This is a genomic window from Winogradskyella ludwigii (assembly GCF_013403985.1).
GTDB classification, from domain to species: Bacteria; Bacteroidota; Bacteroidia; order Flavobacteriales; family Flavobacteriaceae; genus Winogradskyella; species Winogradskyella ludwigii.
In genome coordinates this window covers 128,327-151,360 of record NZ_JABFDF010000004.1, presented here as the reverse complement: position 1 = coordinate 151,360, position 23,034 = coordinate 128,327, and the positions used below count along the sequence as shown (strand labels likewise).

General features: G+C 31.8%; 21 protein-coding genes. 7 read left to right on the top strand and 14 right to left on the bottom strand.

From position 1 onward, the window contains the following. Window positions 1-6 precede the first annotated feature (6 nt). The 3 genes from HM981_RS11160 to HM981_RS11150 form a co-directional block, all read right to left on the bottom strand. Window positions 7-1,419, bottom strand: a complete 1,413-nt coding sequence (locus HM981_RS11160; RefSeq protein ID WP_179338883.1) for a leucyl aminopeptidase family protein — start codon at window positions 1,417-1,419, stop codon at window positions 7-9. A 2-nt stretch (window positions 1,420-1,421) separates the two neighbouring features. Beyond that, a complete protein-coding gene (locus HM981_RS11155; protein WP_179338882.1) occupies window positions 1,422-2,222 on the bottom strand; it encodes an alpha/beta hydrolase in 801 nt (266 codons plus the stop codon). 187 nt (window positions 2,223-2,409) lie between these two features. Beyond that, a complete protein-coding gene (locus HM981_RS11150) occupies window positions 2,410-3,450 on the bottom strand; it encodes a hypothetical protein (protein ID WP_179338881.1) in 1,041 nt (346 codons plus the stop codon). A 160-nt stretch (window positions 3,451-3,610) separates the two neighbouring features. Here HM981_RS11150 and HM981_RS11145 point away from each other — a divergent pair, with 160 nt between their 5' ends. Both HM981_RS11145 and HM981_RS11140 read left to right on the top strand, forming a co-directional pair. After that, a complete protein-coding gene (locus tag HM981_RS11145) occupies window positions 3,611-6,007 on the top strand; it encodes a DUF2339 domain-containing protein (RefSeq protein ID WP_179338880.1) in 2,397 nt (798 codons plus the stop codon). Beyond that, a complete protein-coding gene (locus HM981_RS11140) occupies window positions 5,991-7,232 on the top strand; it encodes a DUF3999 family protein (RefSeq protein ID WP_218846412.1) in 1,242 nt (413 codons plus the stop codon). The genes HM981_RS11145 and HM981_RS11140 overlap by 17 nt, the downstream gene beginning before the upstream one ends. 2 nt (window positions 7,233-7,234) lie before the next feature. On the opposite strand, the gene HM981_RS11135 is transcribed toward HM981_RS11140, so the two are convergent. Together HM981_RS11135 and HM981_RS11130 are read right to left on the bottom strand one after the other, a co-directional pair. Further along, window positions 7,235-7,912, bottom strand: a complete 678-nt coding sequence (locus tag HM981_RS11135; protein WP_179338879.1) for an ABC transporter ATP-binding protein — start codon at window positions 7,910-7,912, stop codon at window positions 7,235-7,237. Window positions 7,913-7,952: 40 nt separating this feature from the next. After that, a complete protein-coding gene (locus HM981_RS11130; protein ID WP_179338878.1) occupies window positions 7,953-10,394 on the bottom strand; it encodes a DUF5916 domain-containing protein in 2,442 nt (813 codons plus the stop codon). Window positions 10,395-10,614: 220 nt separating this feature from the next. Between HM981_RS11130 and HM981_RS11125 the strand changes: the two genes are divergently transcribed. Further along, complete coding sequence (locus HM981_RS11125) at window positions 10,615-10,893, top strand: hypothetical protein (RefSeq protein WP_179338877.1); 279 nt, start codon at window positions 10,615-10,617, stop codon at window positions 10,891-10,893. A 46-nt stretch (window positions 10,894-10,939) separates the two neighbouring features. On the opposite strand, the gene HM981_RS11120 is transcribed toward HM981_RS11125, so the two are convergent. The 9 genes from HM981_RS11120 to HM981_RS11080 all read right to left on the bottom strand — a co-directional run bounded on the left by HM981_RS11120 (window position 10,940) and on the right by HM981_RS11080 (window position 19,821). Then, on the bottom strand, window positions 10,940-11,512 hold the full coding sequence (locus tag HM981_RS11120; protein WP_179338876.1) for a type 1 periplasmic binding fold superfamily protein: 573 nt from the start codon (window positions 11,510-11,512) through the stop codon (window positions 10,940-10,942). A gap of 13 nt (window positions 11,513-11,525) precedes the next feature. Continuing rightward, window positions 11,526-13,922: a TonB-dependent receptor gene (locus HM981_RS11115; protein WP_179338875.1), complete on the bottom strand. Its 2,397-nt coding sequence runs from the start codon at window positions 13,920-13,922 to the stop codon at window positions 11,526-11,528. 39 nt (window positions 13,923-13,961) lie between these two features. Continuing rightward, the gene (locus tag HM981_RS11110; RefSeq protein WP_179338874.1) at window positions 13,962-14,303 is read right to left on the bottom strand and encodes a hypothetical protein; all 342 of its coding nucleotides are present in this window, start codon (window positions 14,301-14,303) and stop codon (window positions 13,962-13,964) included. Beyond that, window positions 14,300-14,794 (bottom strand): DUF6787 family protein, encoded by a 495-nt coding sequence (locus tag HM981_RS11105; protein ID WP_179338873.1) that lies wholly within the window; start codon window positions 14,792-14,794, stop codon window positions 14,300-14,302. Before HM981_RS11105 ends, HM981_RS11110 begins: the two co-directional genes overlap by 4 nt. 49 nt (window positions 14,795-14,843) lie before the next feature. Next, window positions 14,844-15,281 carry a DUF6146 family protein gene (locus HM981_RS11100; protein WP_179338872.1) on the bottom strand — a complete coding sequence of 146 codons (438 nt, stop codon included), beginning with the start codon at window positions 15,279-15,281 and terminating at the stop codon, window positions 14,844-14,846. A 297-nt stretch (window positions 15,282-15,578) separates the two neighbouring features. Further along, entirely contained in the window at window positions 15,579-16,214 is a 636-nt protein-coding gene (locus HM981_RS11095; RefSeq protein ID WP_179338871.1) for a DUF937 domain-containing protein, read from the bottom strand. Window positions 16,215-16,320: 106 nt separating this feature from the next. Continuing rightward, window positions 16,321-17,271, bottom strand: coding sequence for a D-2-hydroxyacid dehydrogenase (locus HM981_RS11090; RefSeq protein WP_179338870.1), 951 nt, complete (start codon window positions 17,269-17,271; stop codon window positions 16,321-16,323). A gap of 130 nt (window positions 17,272-17,401) precedes the next feature. Continuing rightward, window positions 17,402-18,463, bottom strand: coding sequence for a 3-phosphoserine/phosphohydroxythreonine transaminase (gene serC / locus HM981_RS11085; protein WP_179338869.1), 1,062 nt, complete (start codon window positions 18,461-18,463; stop codon window positions 17,402-17,404). Between the two features lie 296 nt (window positions 18,464-18,759). Continuing rightward, a complete protein-coding gene (locus HM981_RS11080) occupies window positions 18,760-19,821 on the bottom strand; it encodes an aldehyde dehydrogenase family protein (protein ID WP_179338868.1) in 1,062 nt (353 codons plus the stop codon). An 82-nt stretch (window positions 19,822-19,903) separates the two neighbouring features. Here HM981_RS11080 and HM981_RS11075 point away from each other — a divergent pair, with 82 nt between their 5' ends. The 4 genes from HM981_RS11075 (at window position 19,904) to HM981_RS11060 (ending at window position 23,021) form a co-directional block, all read left to right on the top strand. Then, window positions 19,904-20,260, top strand: coding sequence for a 4Fe-4S dicluster domain-containing protein (locus HM981_RS11075; RefSeq protein WP_179338867.1), 357 nt, complete (start codon window positions 19,904-19,906; stop codon window positions 20,258-20,260). 220 nt (window positions 20,261-20,480) lie between these two features. Next, a complete protein-coding gene (locus tag HM981_RS11070; RefSeq protein WP_179338866.1) occupies window positions 20,481-21,152 on the top strand; it encodes a phosphoglycolate phosphatase in 672 nt (223 codons plus the stop codon). Window position 21,153: 1 nt separating this feature from the next. After that, on the top strand, window positions 21,154-22,587 hold the full coding sequence (locus HM981_RS11065; RefSeq protein ID WP_179338865.1) for an FAD-dependent oxidoreductase: 1,434 nt from the start codon (window positions 21,154-21,156) through the stop codon (window positions 22,585-22,587). 56 nt (window positions 22,588-22,643) lie between these two features. After that, window positions 22,644-23,021 (top strand): hypothetical protein, encoded by a 378-nt coding sequence (locus tag HM981_RS11060; protein ID WP_179338864.1) that lies wholly within the window; start codon window positions 22,644-22,646, stop codon window positions 23,019-23,021. Window positions 23,022-23,034 lie beyond the last annotated feature (13 nt).

The following is a 23,034-nucleotide window of genomic DNA, read 5'->3' as shown; positions in this document are numbered from 1 at the left end:
TCAATTTTATTTTGAAGCTTTTTTCTTAATAAATTCAGTAATTAATTGAATGCCATAACCTGAGGCACTTTTCATTTTAGCATAAGGCGATGCGCCAAAAGAAACACCTGCAATATCTAAATGCATCCAGTTTTTATGATCTTCAATAAACGATTCTAAAAACTGAGCAGCATTGGTGGCTCCTGTTAAAGGCGAACCACTAAAATTTCTTAAGTCTGCAATATCGCTATGCAAATCACTTTTGTATTCGTCAAACATTGGTAATTGCCAAACGCGCTCATGCACTTTGTAACCAATTTCAGACATGTCGCATGCCATTTCTGTATTGTGTGTAAACATTCCAGCAGCTTCGTAACCTAACGTTCTTACCACACTTCCTGTTAAAGTCGCTAAATCAATTAAATATTCTGGTTTTATGTTTTTTACAGCATAACTTAAGCCATCTGCTAAAACCAAACGGCCTTCTGCATCTGTGTCAATAATTTCAATAGTTTTCCCAGAGTAAGAGTTAATCACATCTCCTGGTCTGTAACTTTTTGCATCCACAGCATTTTCTGCAGAACAAACAATACCAACAATATTAATATTAAGTTTTAATTTTGCAGCTAATTCTACCACACCCAAAACCACAGCAGCTCCTCCCATATCACTTTTCATGTAATGTAAGTTGGTCGATGGTTTAATAGATAATCCGCCAGAATCAAAAGTAATTCCTTTACCAACTAAAGCGATATCTACTTTTTTATCTGTTTTTGGTGTGTACTCCGTAATGATTACTACAGGTTTATTTACACTGCCTTTTCCAACCGATAAAACGGCATCAAAACCTTGTTTTTTAAGTTCTTTATGTTTTAAAACGGTACATTTATAATCGGCTTTTTTTGCTGATTTTTCTGCCCATTTCCCTAAGAATTCAGGGGTTTTAATATTTGGTGGAGCATCAACTAATCCTTTAATTTTATTGATGGTTTTTCCTGTATGTTTTCCTTCGTCTATTATACTTGTAATGTTTTTAGACGTGGTAATAGCAACCGAAGTTTTACAGGGTTTTTCTTTTTTAGATTTGAATTCACCAATTTCATATTGTGCCATTTCTAGACCAATAACTGCTTTTTTTATCTCGTCTTCTGTTAAATCTTCAGCATAAACTTGAATAGATGTATCCCAATATTTTTGTGTCTCAAAGGCTAGCTTTTGAAAGGTGTTTTCTAACTGTGCACTATGCTTTTCTTCGCCCAATCCTACAAGATAAATTCTGTTGCCAGCTTTACCATAAAGTTGTTGATAGGTGGAAAAACTACCATCAAAATCGGGTTTTGCAATTGGTAAGAAATCTTTGATAGCCTCTAGTTGATCTTTTCTACAAGGTAGAATAAAATCTTTTGTTGTATCTAATGTTTTACTGTGCTTGTACGTCATAATTAAGATTTAAAATAAAGCCATTTTACGGCTTTCGGAAATTCTTCTCGCCAATGTGCTTCAGCATGATTTCCGTGTTCGTTAATTGAAAAATGAAAATCGATATGATACCCTTTTATCATTTTTTCTTTAATAATACTTCCTAGTCGTTGTGCGTTAGGTAAATGCTCTACACTTTCTTTTCCGCCAGAATATAAATATATTTTAGATTCTTCTAAAGGTTGAAAAGTTTTAGTGTTTTTAAAAATTTTATTAGAAATCCATAAGCTTGGAGAGAAAATCATCATTTTACCAAAAACTTTTGGGTTTTTAAGTCCTGCATGAAGACTAATTAAACCTCCCATTGAGCTGCCTCCAATTCCTGTATTTTCAAAATCGGTTAAAGTTCTGTAATGGCTATTGATGTATGGAATCAATTTTTCGATCATAAACTGGATGTAGAAATTACCTTTTCCTTCCCCAAAACGTGGATGGAAATAAGGTAAATATTCACTGATGCGTTCTTCATTTCCATGATCTACAGCAATAATTATAAGGTCGCCAAAACCTTCTTTTGCGAGTTGCGCCATAGATTTATCAATAGCCCAATCTCCATAAGGAGCAGAAGGGTTAAATAAATTTTGGCCATCTTGTAAGTATAGTACAGGATAGCGCTTATCTGTTTCGTAATAATTATGTGGTAATAATGCAGAGATTTTTCTGGTTGCATTAAGATGTGGAATTTCGTAAGCTTCTTCTAAAACTTCTATTATAGGTTCGAACTCCGTCACTGTCATAAATTTAAATTTAGGTGCTGAATTCATTTTATCATTTTCAAAAATCTAAGAAATGAGTAAAATTTGATGATATTTAAACCGTTCTATAACTGCTTCCAAAGCTTCAGAAATAGCTCATTTTTACTTGAAAATATAGTTTAAATGAATTCTAAGCGAAAATACTATTTTATGGCAAGTGACGCCCTAAAAAGTTGAACAGATATCAACAAAGATTTTAGAATTTAATTCCGAATTTAAAACCTAGAGCAAAATTAAATTGCTTCCTATCATCGCTACCTTCTAAATAATCTTCATCTAAAATAATAAAATGAGAATCATCATCATAATTGCTTAAGTAATCTGTTTCAGGATTAAATTGTGCATTGGGATTTGTAATGTGTTTGTTTCTAAATCCAATACCAGAATATAGATCTATAAATAAATGCTTACCAATTGGAAAATTTAGACCGTATTTTAAGTTGAAAATATCAACTGACTTATGTACGGCAATAGGTTCGCTAATAACATAATTAATATCTTGATTAGATCTGTAATAATTAATGTTTTTACTATAAAGTTGTCTAATAAAACGGGCTTCAAGACCGATATATTCGTTTATTTTAGGGTTATCAGTAATGCTTATTAGATTATAATATTTGAGTTCAAATCTAAAGGAACGTCCTTTATTTTTAGCTTGACTTAATGCTGAATTTACTCTTAACTTTTCAGTATAAATTGATGCATACTCTGCACTAATGCTAAAATTTTTAATAAGGAAATATTCTGCACCAAGAGATATCATAGGTTGCGAGAATACATCTATGGCAAGTAACGGAGATGTATAAATAAATGTGGTATGTTGATTAATAGGCATTTTTGTGCCTTTAAAAATTTTGAATTCACTAGTTGTTGAGTCAATTTCAAAATGCATATTCCGTTTATAGGTGAATCGTCTTTGGTTGGTTAGATCTATTAGAAACCCAAGACCTAAAGCAGAAGGGAAGAAGAGGTTGCCATATATGGTACCTGAAACTTTTCGTCTAAATTTAAAATCTGTAGAAATACTGTCATTTATTAATGTAAAGCTTAAGGAATCCTTTGAGCGCTCTGGACGTAATTTTGCTCTTCCCTCATTTAAAGGTGTCGTGCTATTTTTATATACGACTATAGTATTTTCTGGAGCGTAAACATTTACTTTAGTTCGTTTTCCATTAAAAAGGGTAGCACACGAATTGAGCATTAAAGCTACTAAAACAACAATGATAATATTTTTCAAAAGTGATGATAACAATGGTTATTTTAAAGATGAGAAATGTACAAAAGGGTTGCGTTAATTTTTAAGATTAAAATTTTCAAATCCCTATATAGTTGACCATTCTAAATATATAAAGTATTTTAGCCTAGTCTTTGTTAAAAGATGACCAAATCTACTGTATATGGCACCAAATGATGAGCTTATCAATAAACTAATTGAAAAATTAGAACTTCTTTTTAAAAAGCAAGCTGAGTTTTCGTCTGAAATTAATAGCCTTAAAGACGAATTGTACCGTTTACAGTCTGGTACAATTCAAGAAAAACCTATAGAGGTTAAACAGGAAATAACACAACAACCATTGCCAATACAAGCTAAAGAAATCTCTGAAGAGATTTTACCTGTTGTAGAAGATGGTGTAAATAAAGAAACAGCTCCTGTTTTAGAAACTGAACATAAATCTGATTTTGTTACAGCAGAGACACCAAAAGAAGTTATAGAGGAGCCAAAACAAAAATCGAGTTTAGAAAAATTTATTGGAGAAAACTTATTAAATAAAATAGGAATCCTTATTACTATTATTGGTGTTGCCATTGGCGCAAAATATTCGATTGAAAATGATTTAATAAGTCCGCTTACTCGAATTGTTTTGGGTTATTTAACTGCGATTGGTTTATTAGGATTTGGAATTAAACTCAAAGAAAAATACGAATCTTATAGTGCCGTATTAGTCAGTGGTTCTATTGTTATTTTATACTTTATTACCTTTTTTGCTTACAGTTTTTATGGTTTAATTGAGCAGATTCCCACATTTGCTTTGATGGTAATTTTTACAACTTTTACAGTTGTTGCAGCGATAAGTTATAATAAACAAATTATTGCACATCTTGGTTTGGTTGGCGCTTACGCAGTACCATTTTTGTTGAGTAGTGGCTCAGGTCAGGTAGAAGTATTATTTGGTTATATGGCCATAATTAATATTGGAATTTTAGTGCTTTCCTTTAAAAAATATTGGAAATCCCTTTATTATTCAGCCTTCATATTTACTTGGCTCATTTTTGGATCGTGGTACTTTTTTGAATATTATGAAGACGAACATTTTAGTCTGGCATTGAGTTTTCTGAGTATTTTCTTCTTTATATTTTATATCACATTTTTAGCCTATAAAATGTTGAAAAAAGAAATTTTTAAAACGAGCGATGTTGTTTTATTGCTTCTTAATTCCTTCTTGTTCTATGGTTTTGGTTTAGCAATTTTAGAGCATCATGATTATGGAACGCATTTATTAGGTTTGTTTACCCTTGGTAATGCAGTGATTCATTTTATAGTGAGCGTTATATTTTACAAGAAAAAATTAGGAGATAAAAACCTGTTTTATTTAGCTTCAGCAATGGTGTTGGTGTTTATTACCATTACAATTCCTGTGCAATTAAATGGTAATTGGGTGACGCTTTTATGGGTAAGTGAAGCGGCTTTATTATTTTGGTTGGGAAGAACAAAAGGTATTAAAGTTTACGAAAAACTATCGTATCCATTGATGCTGTTAGCTTTTGTGAGTCTTCTAGATGACTGGTCTGATGGTTATAGCTTATATTATACTATTGATGCTGAAAATAATGTAAGCTCTATTTTTAATGTCTACTTTTTAACTTCAATGTTATTTGTAGTTGCATTTGGTATTATAGTTTGGCTCTCTAGAAAAGAAAATTATGTCTCTGCTTTAAAGCCAAATTCTATTTGGAACCGTTTATTCACTTACGCCATTCCAGCAATTTTATTGTTTAGTGGTTATTATGCGTTTAGATTAGAAATTGAAATGTATTGGGATCAGATATTTTATAATTCTCAATTGATAATTCCTACAGAAGACAATTATGATGAAACGTTTAGTAATTATGATTTAATAGACTTTAAAATTATTTGGGTTCTTAATTATTCTTTATTGTTTACGACATTGTTATCTATGATTAATTTCAAGATTATTAAACATAAATTATTTGAGAAAATCGCTTTAGGATTAACCGTTATTAGCATTTTTGTATTCTTAACACAAGGTTTGCTTATTATAAGTGAATTAAGAGAAAGCTACTTAAACCCTTCAGAATATTTTGCAGAGAATAGTTTCTATTTGTGGATTCGCTATGTGTCTTTTCTATTCTTAGCAGGTGCTTTATATACGTGTTATAAGGTTATTAAACGCGACGACATAGTTAAAGGGTTTAAAATTGCTTACGATATTGTATTACACGTCTCAATTATTTGGGTTTTAAGTAGCGAACTTATTCATTGGATGGACATGTCAGATTCTTCACAGTCTTATAAACTAGGTTTAAGCATACTTTGGGGAGTGTATTCGTTCTTGTTAATTGCATTTGGGATTTGGAAAAATAAAGTATATCTGAGAATTGGCGGTATGGCTTTCTTTGGTATTACCTTAATAAAACTATTCTTTTACGATATTGTACATCTTAATACCATTGCAAAAACAATTGTATTTGTATCGCTAGGTCTGCTGCTTTTAATCATTTCATTTTTATATAATAAATACAAAAATCATATTACAGATGATGTTAACAACTAGGCTATTTATAGGTTTTCTTATAGGTTGTAGCACTTTATGCTCTGCTCAAATAGAGCATTATAATTACAAAAGAGCATTAAAGAATGTCAATGAAGGTTGGCACCAACTCAGCATACCGGATGCTGTTTTTGGAAAAGTAAAATACGATTTATCAGACTTTAGAATTTACGGAGTAACAGCAGAAAAAGATACCATTGAAGCACCTTATTTATTGAAAATTCTTTCAGAAAAAACAATTAATAAAACGATTGATTTTGATATTATAAATAGAGCAAAAGGTAGTAACGGTTATTATTTTACATTTCAGTTGAATGCTGATGCTGTAGTAAATCAAATCAATTTAAATTTTAAAGAACAAAATTTTGATTGGAAAGTAGAATTGCAAGGCAGTCAAAATCAGCAAGAATGGTTTACAATACTTGAAGATTACAGGATTTTGTCAATTAAAAACGAAACAACTAATTTTAAATTTACCAAGCTGTCGTTTCCCGATGCGAAATATCGATTTTTTAGACTTGTTGTAAAACAAGCTGAACAACCACAACTAGTTTCTGCTCAGTTGTCTAAATATGAAACGTCTGGCGGAAGTTATATTAACCACACTATAAAAACGATTGAGACCAAAGAGGATAAAAACAGCAAGACCACAGCGATTAATTTAGAGTTAGAACAATCTGTGTCTATAAGTAATTTAGCTATTAACGTCAATGATACGTTTGACTATTACAGACCTATTAAAATTGAATTTAAAAATGATAGCGTTAAAACAGAAAAAGGTTGGAAATATTATTACAGAACAATTACTGATGGGACATTAAATTCTCTAGAAGCTAATAGTTTTAGTTTTGATAATACTATTGCGAAGCATTTGAGGTTAACGATATATAATGGGGATAATCAGCCATTATCTATTGAAGATGTATCTGTAAAAGGTTATAAGTATCAATTAATTGGACGATTTACAGAATCAGCAGACTATATGTTGGTTTATGGTAATCCTTCAGCAGTGCGACCAAATTACGATATTGCTAAATTCACCTCTAAAATCCCAAAATTATTAAAAGACTTAAGTTTAGGTGACGAAGTAACAATCGTAAAAAAGGAAAAAATTAAAGCAAAACCACTATTTGAAAATGCGTATTGGCTTTGGGCTATGATTGGAGTTATTATTTTGCTTCTTGGTGGTTTTACATTAAAGATGTTGAAGAAACCATTACCAGAGTAAGTTTATTGGTTAACAATCTTCCCATCGACCATAGTTAGTTTTCTGTGAGCCATATTAGCCAATTCTTGGTTGTGCGTTACAATTACAAATGTTTGATTAAATTCTTCACTCAATTTAAAGAATAGATTGTGTAATTGATCTGCAGATTCACTATCTAAATTTCCTGATGGTTCATCTGCAAAAATAATATTAGGTTTATTAATTAATGCTCGAGCCACTGCAACACGTTGCTGCTCTCCACCAGACATGCTGTTTGGTTTATGATGTATACGGTCTTTTAGACCTAAATAATCTAATAATTCTATAGCGCGTTTTTCGGCATCTGCTTTTGGTGTATTATTAATAAAGGCAGGAATGCAAACATTTTCTAAGGCAGAAAATTCTGGTAATAATTGATGAAATTGAAATATAAAACCAATATTCTTATTTCTAAATTTAGCTAAGGCTTTTTCATTTAAGGTTTTTATAGACTGGCCGTTTATTATTAATTCTGTTTCAGATTTATAATCGGGTTTATCTAACGTACCTAAAATTTGAAGTAATGTCGTTTTACCAGCACCAGAGGCACCAACAATAGATATTACTTCACCTTCTAAAATAGTTAAATCTACACCTTTTAAGACCTGAAGATCTTTGTAGGCTTTCTTAATTTGCTTTGCGGAAATAACAGTTTTACTCATATGCTGTGAAAATAATACTTAATGCCTAAATCTACACTATTTAAGAGGTCGTTTTATTGCTTCCAAAGAGAGATTTAATACCATTAAAGTCAATAAAATACTGAACACGTACAGAAAATGTATGCTGACTAGGTTGATCAAATAAGTTATCTAAACTTTGCGAATAGTTATTTTCTGCCATTTCGTTAAGATTAAATAATTGATTTCTATACAATGCTGTTAAGAAACTGCCTGGAGCAAATTGCCATGAGTAACTTAAATCAATATTCCATGTGCTAAAATTAATATCAGGATCGTCCTCAATAGTTTCTGTAGTATAACCAGAGTCTGTTGTTAAACGTCCCGAATCTAATAATGTAAATAAATTATTGTCATAATTTACAGTATCCCAATAATGTCTAAAACTTAAGGCTATAGAATTATAAGGGTTAAAGGCGTAGTTCGCAGATAAGCTATTGGTTACAACTTGTCTGTTGCGCTCTCCAAAAACAGCTTGGTTGTCTACTTCTGTGGCATAACCTCGGCCACCATTTGTGAAATCATAGTATAATTGATAGATCAGTAATAATTTATCATTAAGACGTACACGAGGTTCAACGTTAATATCATAAGAAAATAAGTCTCTTCCGTTTTCAAATAAAGCATCTGCATTCACACTAAAATCTAATGCAAATTTTCGGTTGTAATTAGAAGAAATCCAACCACCTGTGCTTACAGCATTTTCATAAATAAATGGTCTACCATCTCTAGATTCAAAGTAATCTTTTTGTTCTCCTGGTTCTATATTTAATCTAAAACCAAAACCGTCCAATTGTTTTGTAGTAGCTCTATATGTCGCACCAAAATTGGTTTGCGAAAACACACTAGGTTCTACTAATCTGTTATAATTAAAGAAAGCATTGATTCTGTAGCTGTTTAAATTACCACTAGGTTCAAAGGTTTCATAAGAAATGTCCGAGCTAAAATTGTTGTAGTTATTTCTTAATAATAGCCCTAAATCATTGATGTTAAAATTTGTATCTGCAAAATTGTGCTCTATACTATAACGTAAATTTCCATGAATTTTGGCTAGTTTTAGGTAGCTACTAAATCCTGTTTCGTTAGTTGTGTTTTGGTAATTTACATTACTCATTTTTAAGTCTGTAGCAACACTATACGTATTACGCTTGTTAATTATGTTAGCGACTAAAGCAGTAGCATTGGCATCTCTAAAATTACCTTCTCTAAGCACATTAGTATTAATTAAACTCACAGAAGAATTACCATTAAATTGTTGGTCTACAACTAATATATTATAATTAGTAAACGGTTCTACTATCTCAGTGCGTTGGTCTCCAGTGATTGTATTTTTTATTTTAGCAGTTGTTTTTTCTGTGATGGCATTAAAGAAACCAACACCTAATCCGCTTTTGGTTCTTCCTGAAACTTTAAGTGCATTTAATACTTTAACCTCATTTGGAATATTTACGTCTTCATTTTCATTGAGACTCACATTACCACTTGGTCTGTTTCCAATACGTCTAGAAAAAAACAAGCCTCCTTTTGAAAATAAATCGACTCCTTCCGTGAAAAATTGGCGTTGTTCTGAGAAAGTTTGTTCAAAAGGCCCCAGGTTTAAAACCACATTATCAAATCCGGCTTGACTAAAATCTGGAACTAAAGTGGCATCTAATGTAAAATTATCGGTAAGTCCATATTTAACATCCAGTCCAAATTTTAAATCTGTATCTGTTTTTCCGTCATAATCATTAACTATTCCTGTAGTAAAAGGGTAGAGGTTAAGCCTTACAGGAGGTTTTATATTTTTTAGACCTTTAACTTCAGCATGATATAATCCAGAATAACCTTGCGTTGGATCTATAGGATTCCAAGTGTAACGGGATCTAGATCGTCTAAATTCTCTATGAAATTGAACTCCCCAAGTTGGTTCTTCTTGATCTGCGAAACGCAACGTTCTATAAGGAATTTTCATTTCTACAACCCAACCATCGTCCATTATTTTAACAGCACTGTCCCAAACAGCATTCCACCCAAAATCTTCTCCAATAGTTGGGTTTTGAATTGCATCTGCTTGCTGACCAGAACTAAAAACATAAAAGGCAGTGTCGTTTTGGGCATCATTATTAGGGTTTAAAACTAAAATAAAATAATCTGTTTGTCCAAAATTATCTCTACTAGTCAGTTGTTTCATGATTTTGGTAGGATCGTCATAAAGATAAGCGGAAACGTAAATGGCCTTATCATCATAAGTCATTTTTACTTCTGTACGCTGATCCTGTGGTGCTACTTTACCAATTTCTGGTCTGTTAGAAACAAAACCTGTGGCAATCTCTGCATTTTTCCAAATAGTATCATCTAGGATACCATCTATTTTTGGAGCAAGTTCTGTACGCTGAATATTTAAAGGTTTTTTATCTTGAGAAAAGGCAATGGTAATAGAGCAAAGCAAGCTAAGCAAAAGACATATAGAACGTGTGTTCATAATTAGTTTTGGTCGTTTAAAATAGGGTATAGATGCAATTATTTAGCGGTTATGACATCTGTATGTTTACAAAGCTAAGTTCTCATGTTCAGCAAAACTCTTAATTAAACGTTAAAAAATGAAGTTTGAAGTCTCGCTATGAAGCGGAAATACAAAAGTGACAGTGTTAATTTTTTTGGAATAATTATTGCTTTAAATAAAGTAGTAATTAATACATTATATGAATAAATACAAAAAATTAGGAATAGGTATTCTTTTTGATGCCTTAGGTTTAGTCTCATTTATAATTCCTGGAATTGGTGAGTTTTCAGATGTTGTTTGGGCACCAATTTCAGCTTGGTTAATGACACGTCTATATGCAGGAAAGGCTGGGAAAATTGCAGGAGTTATTACTTTTGTCGAAGAAGCTTTACCTGGTTTTGATGTGATACCAACATTTACAATGATGTGGTTTTATACTTACGTTATTAAAAAAGTGACACCAGAAATAAAAGCATAAAAAAAGCACTCAAATTGAGTGCTTTTTTTAATTTTAAAAAGATACTTTAGTTAACATCATATGTAAACGTCACATTAGCATCTATAGATCCATTTGCATTAGTTACGTCTCCGTTACTTACACCGTCTCCAGTTTTGTTTGGCTCATGTATTAATTGAACAACTAATGTATTACCTGTTGAAACAGAACCAGAATTAAATGTCGTAGCTACACCAATTGGGTTGCCATCACTATCCAGGTCAGTATAAGTTACAGTACTACCAGCATTATTTGTAGTATATATATAAAACACTTGGTGATCTAAAGCTTCTTCTAAAACTTCTAAGGTAATATCTTCAGCAGGACTTTCAAGTTCGTTTAAAAATTGAATTTCACCAACATATTCTGTGTTAGCTAAAATACTTCCTTCAATAGTATAAACAGGTTCATCAGGTCCTTCTCCATCCAAATCTTGACTTTGAAGTACTACAATATCACCACTAGTTGCTGTTAATTCTAAACGAACGGTTGTAATTACTTCTTCTTCATTTACAACTTCTGGTGTGTCGTCATCAGATGAACAAGATACTAAAGCAGATAAACTTAATATAGATAAAAATAGGTATTTAATTGTTTTCATGTTTTTGATTTTTTTAATAGTTATATTGTAATTGTAACATTATATTTCTTCCCATGTCATCAGCAAAATAACGAAGGCGGTTTAAGTAAGCTCTGTAGTTAGTGTCTAATAAATTGTTCACGCTAAGAGCAATATTTAGATTGGTTTTAGCTGAAGTTTCTAAGGTAACTTCAGAATAAAAGTTTAACAATTGATAAGCACTTGGAGGTGTACTTACATCCACTAAAACTGTTTCGTCTATAGCTGCAATGTACGTTTCAAAGTTATTATCTGGATATCTGGTTTGTTCAAAAGTCCAATCACTTGTCAATGACGCTGAAAATTGTTTCCAATCATTAGTGTAAGTTATACTGTTTCGAGTATTAAAAGCAGGTATATTTATAAGCGGTCTATCATTTTCAATATCATTTCCTACGGTGTAAGAAGATTTATTTGAAAAATTAAAATGCGCATTATAATTATAGTTTGCACTTAAATCGATACCGTATAACTCGGCATTAGTTTGTAAATATTCCCAAACAGGAAAAGCACCTCTTATGGTTTGCTCTATACCTGTTGGTTCTATATACATATAATCATTAATGTGATTATAAAAAGCTTCTGCTGTTAAGTTAAATTGAGTTGAATTATAGTTATAACTTGCAGAAACTCTATTAGAAGTTTCTTTAGTTAAATTTAAATCACCCAGCTCTATTCTTGCGGCAGAGTGGTGTAAGCCATCACTAAATAATTCTGAAGGATTTGGTGGTCTACTAGATAAGCTATAGTTTCCGATAAAACTATTATGCTCATTAAGTTGATAGTTAAATCCTGCAGAAACAGAAAAATTATGATAATCAAACACAGGGTTTACTAGTAATTGTGTTCCTAAATCATCAATAATAAGATCCGAAAAATCTTCATCATAACCACGTTCTTCCCAACGTGATGTAAAATAAAATTTCTTAGCATCAATACGATTGAAATCATAACGCAAACCAAAATCTAAAGTCATTTTAGAATTTAAATTATGTTCTGCTGTAGCATAAATACCAAAATCATACTTGTCATAATCCGGAATTAAGCGTCTTACACCAGTATCTGGATTGGCAAAATTATTTTGATATCTGCCCATAATTCCAAACTTCAATTTATAGTCAGAAAAGGCATCTAGCACAATATCTGAAGATAGGGTATGGGTTTGAAGCTTGAGATCTAAAGCGGCTTTATCTCTATCATCGCCTACACGAATATCATATTCAAAACGTTGATTATTTTGGTAATCGTATTGCAAATTTACTTTTCCAAAATTATTAAAACGTTTGTAATACATGACCTTAGCAAGTTGATGCGTTACATCTTGTTTAGGTGCGTTTATATCATAACTAAAATCTTCTATTACTAAAGGTTCTAAACTATTGATAGCGCTTACTAAATCTTCAATGTTACCAATATGAGAAGCTTTAAGAATACCTATTTCATTATTGAGATAACTATAAAAAACTTCAAATCCAGACTCAAAATTTTGCTTTCCACCACGAAAAGTAAAACCTTTAGAATTAGATCCAGTATTGGTTAATACATAATCTGGAGTTTCAAAATCACCATTTTGTTTTAGTGACGCTTGTACAGATGCAAACCAACCTTTTTTAGTGTACTTACTTAATTTTGTATTAGCCGAATAGCCTCTACCATTAGATTGACCACTCAATGTTGTTTTTCCAAATAATGTATCTTTTAAAAATACACGAGCGGGATTTACAACAACAACTCCTCCTATGGCATCACCTCCATAGGCGAGTGCTCCAGCACCTTTTATAACAGAGATTTGAGATGCTGCATTAACATCAATGTTAGGTGCATGCTCAATTCCCCAATCTTGGTCTTGTAGTCTTACATTATTATTTAACATAATTAATCTACTACTGTGCATACCGTTAATCATAGGTTTAACGATAGAACTCCCCGTATTAATAGAAGAAACTCCAGCAACCTCCTTCAACGCATCTCCAATACTTAAAGCAGAATACTTTTTTAGAGTAAGCTCCTTAAGTACGGTTTCTTGGGCTGTTTTGGTTTCCTTTTTATCAACATGTGCTGTGACTGAAACTTCCATGAGTTCCTCAATGTGATGTTCTATTAAAATGGTTTTAAAAGTATCACCAATGATTTCAAAACTCACTGTTTTAGTTTCACAATTGGCATGAGAAATAGTTAATGTTAAAGTTCCTGCACATAAATTTTCAATTTTGAATTTACCATCCAAATCCGAAAAAGCATAGCTATCATTTTCTTTTTGATAGATAGTTGCAGATTCGATAGCTGACCCATCATGAAAATCTTTTAATTCGCTTAAAAAGGTGTAAGTGCAATTTTGACCATAGCTAAAGCTGGATATAGCTATAACTAGACCAATAATTAATCGTTTCATTAAGAATAGATTTATTAATGTAATTAGAAAATTAAAACTCTAACTTACTTGAGGCGGACCTCTAACAAACCTTGTTAATTGCTGATAATTTTTAAAAGAAATATAATGCGTAGAAAATGTCTTGGTCGTTTTGTTACGAGCTATTGTATCATAGTCATAGACAACCAAGAACTGTGTGTTTGTGAGTTTAAATTTATAAAAATCACAAGCGTAATCAGATTCGTGAAAGTGAGTATTATGCTCATTATCAGAGTCACAAACTTTATGAGAATGATGTGTAAAAGCATGTGAAAATTTTACAGCAGAAGGAAATAGCACAGCGAGCACTAGCACTAATGCTAATGTTTTAAATAAAGATGTAATTGCTGTTTTTATATTCAATCTAAAAAACGTTTAAGTCCAAATCTCCTTAGCATTTTCTTCTCAAATTCCCAGAAAAATTTGAATTGACCAAAAAGCCATCCAAAGCTAACTAAAAGGATTTGATAAAAAATAAGACCAATGATAATGAATAAAAACCAGTAGAGAACAGGATTTAAGTTTTCTTTAGTAATTCCTATAAGTTTTATTATTGGTCGTCCAACAAACAAAGAAGATGAGCCTGTGAAGGCAAATACCATAAATACACGGATCATTTCCCATTTATAGTCTAAAATCCATTTCTTTTCTAGTTTTTTAAAAGTGAATAAAACGAATTTGAGCAGACCAGCAAATATGACGATTGAAATTATTATAGTAACTAATAAACCATAATCTTTTACAATAGCATTTGCAATTTTAAAAGCTGAATATCCCAGAATAAGCAAACCAAAAAAGGGAAATAACAACTGCCAATTGTGTTGAATTTCCCATTGTTTTTTAAATTTTTCCATAACACATTTAACGTGCTGCAAAATTAGTGAATAAAGATGTATTAATTCTTTAAATTCTTGCTGTAAAAGAGGAAAGCTTTTGTTTGTATTTTAATTGAAAATATACAAAGTAATTATAGAGCTTGTAATTAACGTCATATCCATAATCTGAATTAGTATCATAATCAATACGGATTTCATAAAGATTAGGATCGTATGTTAAAGGTTGAAGATTTCTTTGATTCCATCCTTGCACAAGTATAGCATTCCTAGATTCTAACCATTCTTGAGAATAATAGCCTTCTGGTCGTGCTGTGCTCATTAGCCAAGAATTAAAGCCTGGTTCTATGATAATAATTTCATAATCGGTTTCGTCACTACTAATAGAAACAGTGTCGCCTTGTGTAAAGCTGTAGTCGTTATCATTATTAATTGTAGGTGTATTATTGTAAGATTTACAACTCGCAATTAAAATGAGGATGATAATAAAAGGGATTGTCTTTTTCATGTAATTGTTTTTTAGTTCTATATATTGTTTATTTACTAATCATTCTTTAGATTAAATACTATTAAACATATACGTTTCAAAAGTATTAAAGGTATTAAAAAAATGTTGTTACCAAATTAAGCTTATATGGTTTTAACACTTCAAAGTAACCACTTGTTTTAAGATTATAAAATAAGGAATACGTAAACTTACCTTTTGAATGCGTGAAGCCGTTCTTTTTGAAAGTTTATACATTTTATAAAAAAAAAAGCAGCTCGCTATTAACGAACTGCTTATATCTATATAAAAATGGAATTATTATTTTCCGAAGATTCCTCCTAAAAGACCACCAATTCCTCCAGAACTTTTGCTATCTCCTCCTAGTACCATACCAGCAACATCGTCTATAACGCTTCCGTCACCATCTGCATCTAATATTTTTTCTAAGAAATTTTGTTCATTTGCACTATCATTTCCACCAAGTAAACCTCCTAAAAGACCGCTAATGTCAGATTGAGAACTCACGTTGTTTTGACTTGCTTGTTTTCCTAAAACACCCATTAATATTGGAGCTGCTACTTTAAGAATATTTGCTACAGAACCCGCATCTAAACCAGATTTTTGACCAATAACTTGTTCTACACCTTGCTGCTTACTTCCTAATACGTGACCAAGAATTTTTGATCCGTCATTTTTTACGCTTTCATCTACACCACCATCAAATAAACCACCAAGGTTGTCAAGTATACTTCCGCTATTCCCGCTTAAAGCACCCATAAGTCCTGCTGCACCTTCTGGTGTAGAGGCGTTACGTTGCATTGCTTTCATTAATACAGGTAACGCCATAGTTAATACGCTACTTGTTTTAGCTTCATCAGTTCCTGTAGAACCAGATACTCCACTAATAATATTCTTTCCTAAATCGCTGTTTAATAAGTCTAATATTCCTGCCATTTTTTTTATTTAATTAAAGGTTAATAAATTGAAACATTTCAAGTTACAAAAAAAGTCCCACAATAGTAGGACTCATTTTTTGTTGTTTGGTCACATAATTTTAAAATTATCCTAAAATAGATATAATTTGTTGTGCTAATTCTGTTCCAATTCTGTCTTGCGCTTCATTAGTTGCAGCACCAATATGTGGTGTTAATGATAATGCAGAATTCATTAATAACTGAATTTCTGGTTTTGGTTCTTTTTCAAAAACATCTAATGCAGCTCCTGTAACTTTTCCGCTTTCTATAGCATTTACAAGTGCAATTTCGTTTATAACTCCACCACGTGCAGCATTTGCGATAATTACACCATCTTTCATTAAATTGAATTCTGCTTCGTCAATAACGTAATCTTTTTGTGCTGGTACGTGAAGTGTTAAAAAGTCGGATTGTTTTAAAACCTCTTCTTTAGAAATTGTTTTGATTTCAAAATTTACTTTCTGACCATCAAAGAAATCCAATTCTAAATCTGCTTTTTCTAAAAAGGGATCGAAAGCAATAACTTTCATTCCTGCACCTAAAGCCACTTTTGCCGTCGCTTGGCCAATACGTCCAAAACCTAAAACACCTAAAGTTTTTCCTTTTAACTCAATACCTTTTGCGTAAGATTTTTTTAAACCTTTAAAGTTAGCATCACCTTCTAATGGCATATCACGATTAGAGTTGTGTAAAAAACGTGCTAAGCCATAAAAATGACCAAATACTAATTCTGCCACTGAATGTGAAGAAGCTGCAGGAGTATTAATAACGTTTAAACCTTTACTTCTTGCGTATTCAACATCGATATTATCCATGCCAACTCCACCACGACCAATAATCTTTAGGTTAGGGCAGTTGTCTATTAAATCTTTTCTTACTGTTGTTGCACTTCTTACTAATAACACAGAAATATCTTTCTCGTTAATGTAGTTTTCTAATTGTTCTTGTGCTACTGTGGTTGTAATTACTTCGTAACCTGCAGCTTCTAAAGCGTTAATTCCACTTTGAGAAACTCCATCGTTTGCTAATACTTTCATTATATGTTTTTAAAGTTTAAAAGATTAACCATCTTTCAATAGTTAATCTTTAAATTATAATTATTTTTAATTGGAGTTGGTAATGGCTTTGATGAACCATTTAAAAGGTAACGACCTACTACAAATTTTATTATGCTTTGCTTTCTAATTCGCTCATGATTTCAACCAATGCTTTTACACTATCTAAAGACAACGCATTATACATAGATGCTCTATAACCACCAACACTTCTGTGACCGTTAATACCATTAATACCAGCTTCTGTACACATAGCATCAAAAGTTTCTTTTAGATTTTCGTTTTCTAATGTGAATGTAGCATTCATTATAGAACGATCTTCTTTTGCTGCGTAACCTTTAAATAATGGGTTTAAATCTATTTCAGAATAAATTAAACTCGCTTTCTTTTCATTGATTTCTTCGATAGCTTTTATACCACCTAAGTTTTTTAACCATTCCATAGTTAACATAGATACGTAAACCGCAAACACAGGAGGCGTATTAAACATACTTCCTTTGCTAATGTGCGTTTTGTAATCCATCATAGAAGGGATTTTACGAGATACTTTCCCTAAAATATCTTCTTTAATCACAACTAAAGTTGTTCCTGCAGGTCCCATGTTTTTTTGAGCTCCAGCGTAGATTAAATCAAATTGAGAAAAATCTAACTGACGTGAAAAAATATCACTACTCATATCGCAAACCGTTGGAATCGATGTTTTTGGGAAACTTTTCATTTGAGTTCCAAAAATAGTGTTGTTAGAAGTACAATGAAAATAATCGTAATCTTCAGGGATATCGTAACCTTTTGGAATATAATTGTAATTAGCACTTTTTGAAGAACCAACTTCATAAATGTCATCGTAGATTTTACCTTCTTTAATAGCTTTATCTGCCCAAGTTCCCGAGTTTAAGTAACCAGCTCTTTTTTCTAAAAGATTTAAAGCTACCATTAAAAACTGAGTGCTTGCGCCACCTTGAAGGAATAAGGCTTTATAACCTTTTCCTTCTAATCCTAGTAATTCTAAGGCTAAGGATCTTGCATTTTCCATTACATCTACAAATGGCTTACTACGATGTGAGATTTCTAAAAGAGATAACCCATCATCAAAGTTTAAAACTGCTGCTGCTGCTTGCTCCATTACTGATTTTGGTAATACGCATGGACCTGCACTAAAATTATGTATTTTCATGAAAATTATGTTTATTTTTTCTGTTCTTATGACTGCGTTTAGTGTAAAACCAGAAATTTATTTTATTAATTTTAAAACCGATACAAAGGTGCTAATTTCTAATTTATTATGTATTACGAATTCAATAATTTTTAAGCTATATTTTTATAGATTCTACCTCAGTATTCTGTTTTAACAACAGATTTTTTATAATACACTTTAACTTTGTCTTTTTTTACTAATTCTGTAATTAAGAAAATTTGTAATAACTCGAGATAAAAATCGTATAAGTTTTAGCTTTAATTTGAATAAGTAACTTAGACTAAGTTCACTAAGAAGTCTATCGTATCTACATCGTCTGCATAATCCCAAAGATTCGGTTTTTGAGTCTGTCCAAAATCTATTTCTGTATCGCTAAAACCTTTAGCAACCACACATTGTATGTTGTTGGCTTCAGTTTCTAGTTTAGACTGTAATTCAGAGATGCTTTGATATTTTTCGTAAAATAGCGTTGCAATAGGCGAGGAGTAGCTTTCGTCTTCTTTAATCATAAGAAAACCATTTTCTAACATTTCAAACTCACTCATTAAATAGACCGCTTTATTATAATCGTAATTATTGGCGTATTTAGATTCGTTTATAATAGGATGCCATTTGTAAACCGCATTAAAAAAGGCATCAAAATTATAGTCTTCAGGAATAAAGAATTTAGAGACGTTTCTGCAACCTAAACCATAGTAAATGAAAATATCATCAGATAAAGCTGCTAATTGCTCGTCGGTTTCATTGCCTGTAAGTATGGCAACGGAATTTCTGTTTTTTCTAATAATTGACGGTTTATTTTTAAAATAGAATTCAAAATAACGCGCTGTATTATCACTTCCTGTGGCAATAACAGCATTAAAATTGTCTAGTTTTCCTTCCGTGAATTTTATTTTTCCTTTAAGACCTGGTTCCACAACCTCTAAGTATTTTGCTAAAAAAGGCAACAAATGTTTATCATTAGAAGACTGCTTAACTAGTACGTTATGACCTGAAATAAGCACACATAAAAAATCGTGAAAACCAACCAAAGGAATGTTTCCTGCCATAATTATGGCAACAGTCTGAGGATTAGTATTATTAATCTTATAATTTGATAACCATTGGTTAATGTTGTTTTCTGTCAGTGATTTAGACCAGTTTTCTAAAGTGAAAAATACATTTTCATTTGTAAACCAACCATTATGTTCTTGAGCTAGTTTTAGTTGGTGTTTAAAACCATCAAAAAATAAATCATTAGCTTCTATAGTAGCATCTTTACTGATTTTTTTTTGTTGAAATTGATTTAAAAAGTGACCTAATTTTACAAATGCGTTAATTCTTTGTTGTAAATCCATATATGGTTTGGTTATACGATGTTTTGGCTTTATTTTTGCACTTGCAAATTTACGGAAAGTAAAAAGAAAAAGATAAAATACTATGGCAATTATAATCACAGACGAATGTATAAATTGTGGAGCATGTGAGCCAGAATGTCCAAATACCGCTATTTACGAAGGTGCTGATGATTGGCGCTATGCTGATGGTACAAGCTTAGACGGTAAAGTTGTTTTACCAAATGGTAAAGAAGTAGATTCTGATGAAACACAAGAACCTATTAGTGACGAAGTTTACTATATAGCACCAGATAAATGTACAGAATGTATGGGCTTTCATGAAGAACCTCAATGTGCAGCGGTTTGTCCAGTAGATTGTTGTGTTCCGGATGAGGATCATGTTGAAACTAAAGAACAATTACTAGGAAAACAGCGTTTTATGCATCCTGAAGGCCACTAAAAAGCTTTATACAGTTATAATATTTGAAAATCCTGAGTCTTTGGCTTGGGATTTTTTTGTTTAAAATAAAAAAATAGAATTTAAATTAAAATAAACAGAAAATACCCCTTATTTACATTACAATAATTCAAAAAAAAGAAGGGTGTTAAGGTCTCAAAATTATCATAATTGCTTACTATTTGATTAAAACTTCCGCATCTTTGCATTAAAATTGAGCATCGTGAATTTTAAAGACAAAGAACTGATTATATTCGACTTCGATGGAACGCTAATTAATAGTATTCCAGACTTAACGTTGGCTGTAAACAAAATGTTAGCACACTATAATTTATCTCCATTAACCGTTGATCAAGTAACTCCTTTTATTGGTAATGGAGCAAAACCTTTGGTAAGACGCTCTTTAGAGCATTACATGCCTAAACAAGATATATCTGTAGATTTATTTGATGAAGCTTTTGACCTGTATTTAACGGCTTATAAATCCGAAACATGTAAAGATACTTTTATGTATCCTGGTGTATTAGAAACATTAAATTATTTAGATAAAGCAGGTTATAAAATGGCGATTTGCACCAATAAACCATTTGGTTTTATTGAGCCTATTCTAGATAAATTAGAGATCAAAACATTTTTTAAATGTTGGATTGGAGAAGACTCTTTATCAGAAAAAAAACCTAATGCAGCTCCGCTTTTTTATTTAGTTGAAACGCTTCATGCTACTATAGAAAAAAGCATCATGATTGGAGATTCTAAAAATGATATTCTTGCTGCTCAAAATGCAGATATGGAAAGTGTTGGTGTGAGTTATGGTTACAATTACAACGAAAATATTTCGGATTACAATCCTACACAAGTAGTCGATCATTTTTCAGATCTACAAGGCTTATTTTAATATGAGTAAAATTTACAACGTTGGTATTATTGGAGGTGGAGTATCTGGTGTGGTTACAGCCTTAGAAATGGTTAAATATGGTATAGACTCTATTTTGTTTGAACAAGAAGAAAGTGTAGTTAATGGTCCGCCGTTTTGTCATTTACACGCTGGAGGTAATTTGTATCCCGATATTTCCGATGAGCAATGCAGAGTGCTCATGAAGCAATCCATAGATATGGCACGCTTATTTCCGCAATCTATAGACGAAAGACCTACTTTTATTAGTGTACCTAAATCGGAAAATTACGAAGTCAATCAAATTACAGATCGGCTAGAAATGTTAGTGGCTTATTACAAGGAATTAATAGCTGAAGATGCTTTAAACGAAATTCTAGGTGATCCAAGTTCATATTATAAAACCTATAACAAAGCCGATTTAATAACGTTAGAAAATAACCCAACGGTTAAGCATCCAAATACAGCAGATGAATGGATGACCAATGCCATTCAATTAATTGATTACAAAAAATTAAAAACACCAATTATTTTAGTTCAAGAGTACGGATGGAATTTGTTTAGGTTAGCAGCTCAAGCACAACTCGCTTTGCAGAGAACTGAAAAATGCCAACTGAAACTAAATACTAGTGTAACCACGATAAAAGATGTTCGCTATCAAAATTTAGAACACAATTGGGAAATACACACCAATAGCGATGTATATAAAGTTAATTATTTGGTGAATTCATCAGGTTATAAGACAGGCGTTATTGATGCCTCTTTAGATATTACTGCAGAACGCCTAATTGAATTTAAAGCCGCTTATGTGTCTAAATGGCAACCTATTTTAGGATTAATACCAGAACTTATTTTTCATGGCATGCGTGGTACACCTCATGGTATGATGCAACTCACTCCTTATTGCGATAATTATTATCAGATTCATGGAATGACGGAAGGGATTACATTATTCAAAAACGGATTAATACAGTCTAAAAGCAATGAATCTCAACCTGAATTTGAAGCTGCTATTAATAAAAAATTAAATAGTGGTTGGGAACCAGGAGATATTGAGACACGAACGGAAAGTGCCATCGATTATGTGACTAAGTTTGTACCATCGTTTAAATCTGCAACCGTTGGTGGACCTCCATTTTATGGAGCGCAACAAATTCATGGAGACGATCCGAGCTTAAGAGTGGGAGAGGTTAGTTTTCCTAGTGCATCTTATGCACGAAGTGAGATTATTAAAGCCTCATCTGCTTTAACTGTGGCAAATCAAATTATAAATAACATTCAGGAAGCGCATAATATGCCTTCAATTTTAGAGAAAATTAATCAAAATGTAGTGTTAGATAGTATTTCTAAAAATGAAATTGATAAATTGGCTAGTGCATTAGCTATTCAGCGCGGCTATCCTGAAGCACTTTCTCGATTGGTTATAGAGAAAGCTTAATTACAATAGCTAAGCGCTTAATCGAAAATTTAGTATCATTATATTTAAATAAATTTATGACATATCAAGATGTTTTTACGGAGTTCTGGAAACAGGTTACAGAAAGTATAGACGAAGGGACTTTTGCAAAATTAACCATGGCTAAAACCATTGGTAAACCTGAATTAAAAAATATTTTTCTGAGACCTATCTATGTAGATGACGACTTTAGAGTGATGCTGAAATACAGTTTTAGACCAAGAGAGACGGAAGATGTCGAGGAAGAAATGGATTTGGAAGATGCTTTAGTGATTATAGAATCACATTTAAAAACGGCTTTTTTATCGGTTATATTATTTAGCACTACAAAAGATGTGGTGTTTAAAGTGAATAAAAAAGGTATTGGTACAATTACGGAAGGTACACCAACCTTTAAAAACATAATACAAGCATAACGAGGTCTATTCA

Coding starts and splice junctions, on each gene's coding strand:
- serC (WP_179338869.1), bottom strand. CDS start 18,463: ATGAAAATACATAATTTTAGTGCAGGTCCATGCGTATTACCAAAATCA.
- HM981_RS11065 (WP_179338865.1), top strand. CDS start 21,154: ATGAGTAAAATTTACAACGTTGGTATTATTGGAGGTGGAGTATCTGGT.
- HM981_RS11075 (WP_179338867.1), top strand. CDS start 19,904: ATGGCAATTATAATCACAGACGAATGTATAAATTGTGGAGCATGTGAG.
- HM981_RS11060 (WP_179338864.1), top strand. CDS start 22,644: ATGACATATCAAGATGTTTTTACGGAGTTCTGGAAACAGGTTACAGAA.
- HM981_RS11145 (WP_179338880.1), top strand. CDS start 3,611: ATGGCACCAAATGATGAGCTTATCAATAAACTAATTGAAAAATTAGAA.
- HM981_RS11135 (WP_179338879.1), bottom strand. CDS start 7,912: ATGAGTAAAACTGTTATTTCCGCAAAGCAAATTAAGAAAGCCTACAAA.
- HM981_RS11090 (WP_179338870.1), bottom strand. CDS start 17,271: ATGAAAGTATTAGCAAACGATGGAGTTTCTCAAAGTGGAATTAACGCT.
- HM981_RS11160 (WP_179338883.1), bottom strand. CDS start 1,419: ATGACGTACAAGCACAGTAAAACATTAGATACAACAAAAGATTTTATT.
- HM981_RS11115 (WP_179338875.1), bottom strand. CDS start 13,922: ATGAAACGATTAATTATTGGTCTAGTTATAGCTATATCCAGCTTTAGC.
- HM981_RS11100 (WP_179338872.1), bottom strand. CDS start 15,281: ATGAAAAAGACAATCCCTTTTATTATCATCCTCATTTTAATTGCGAGT.
- HM981_RS11155 (WP_179338882.1), bottom strand. CDS start 2,222: ATGAATTCAGCACCTAAATTTAAATTTATGACAGTGACGGAGTTCGAA.
- HM981_RS11105 (WP_179338873.1), bottom strand. CDS start 14,794: ATGGAAAAATTTAAAAAACAATGGGAAATTCAACACAATTGGCAGTTG.
- HM981_RS11140 (WP_218846412.1), top strand. CDS start 5,991: ATGATGTTAACAACTAGGCTATTTATAGGTTTTCTTATAGGTTGTAGC.
- HM981_RS11095 (WP_179338871.1), bottom strand. CDS start 16,214: ATGGCAGGAATATTAGACTTATTAAACAGCGATTTAGGAAAGAATATT.
- HM981_RS11120 (WP_179338876.1), bottom strand. CDS start 11,512: ATGAAAACAATTAAATACCTATTTTTATCTATATTAAGTTTATCTGCT.
- HM981_RS11080 (WP_179338868.1), bottom strand. CDS start 19,821: ATGGATTTACAACAAAGAATTAACGCATTTGTAAAATTAGGTCACTTT.
- HM981_RS11130 (WP_179338878.1), bottom strand. CDS start 10,394: ATGAACACACGTTCTATATGTCTTTTGCTTAGCTTGCTTTGCTCTATT.
- HM981_RS11125 (WP_179338877.1), top strand. CDS start 10,615: ATGAATAAATACAAAAAATTAGGAATAGGTATTCTTTTTGATGCCTTA.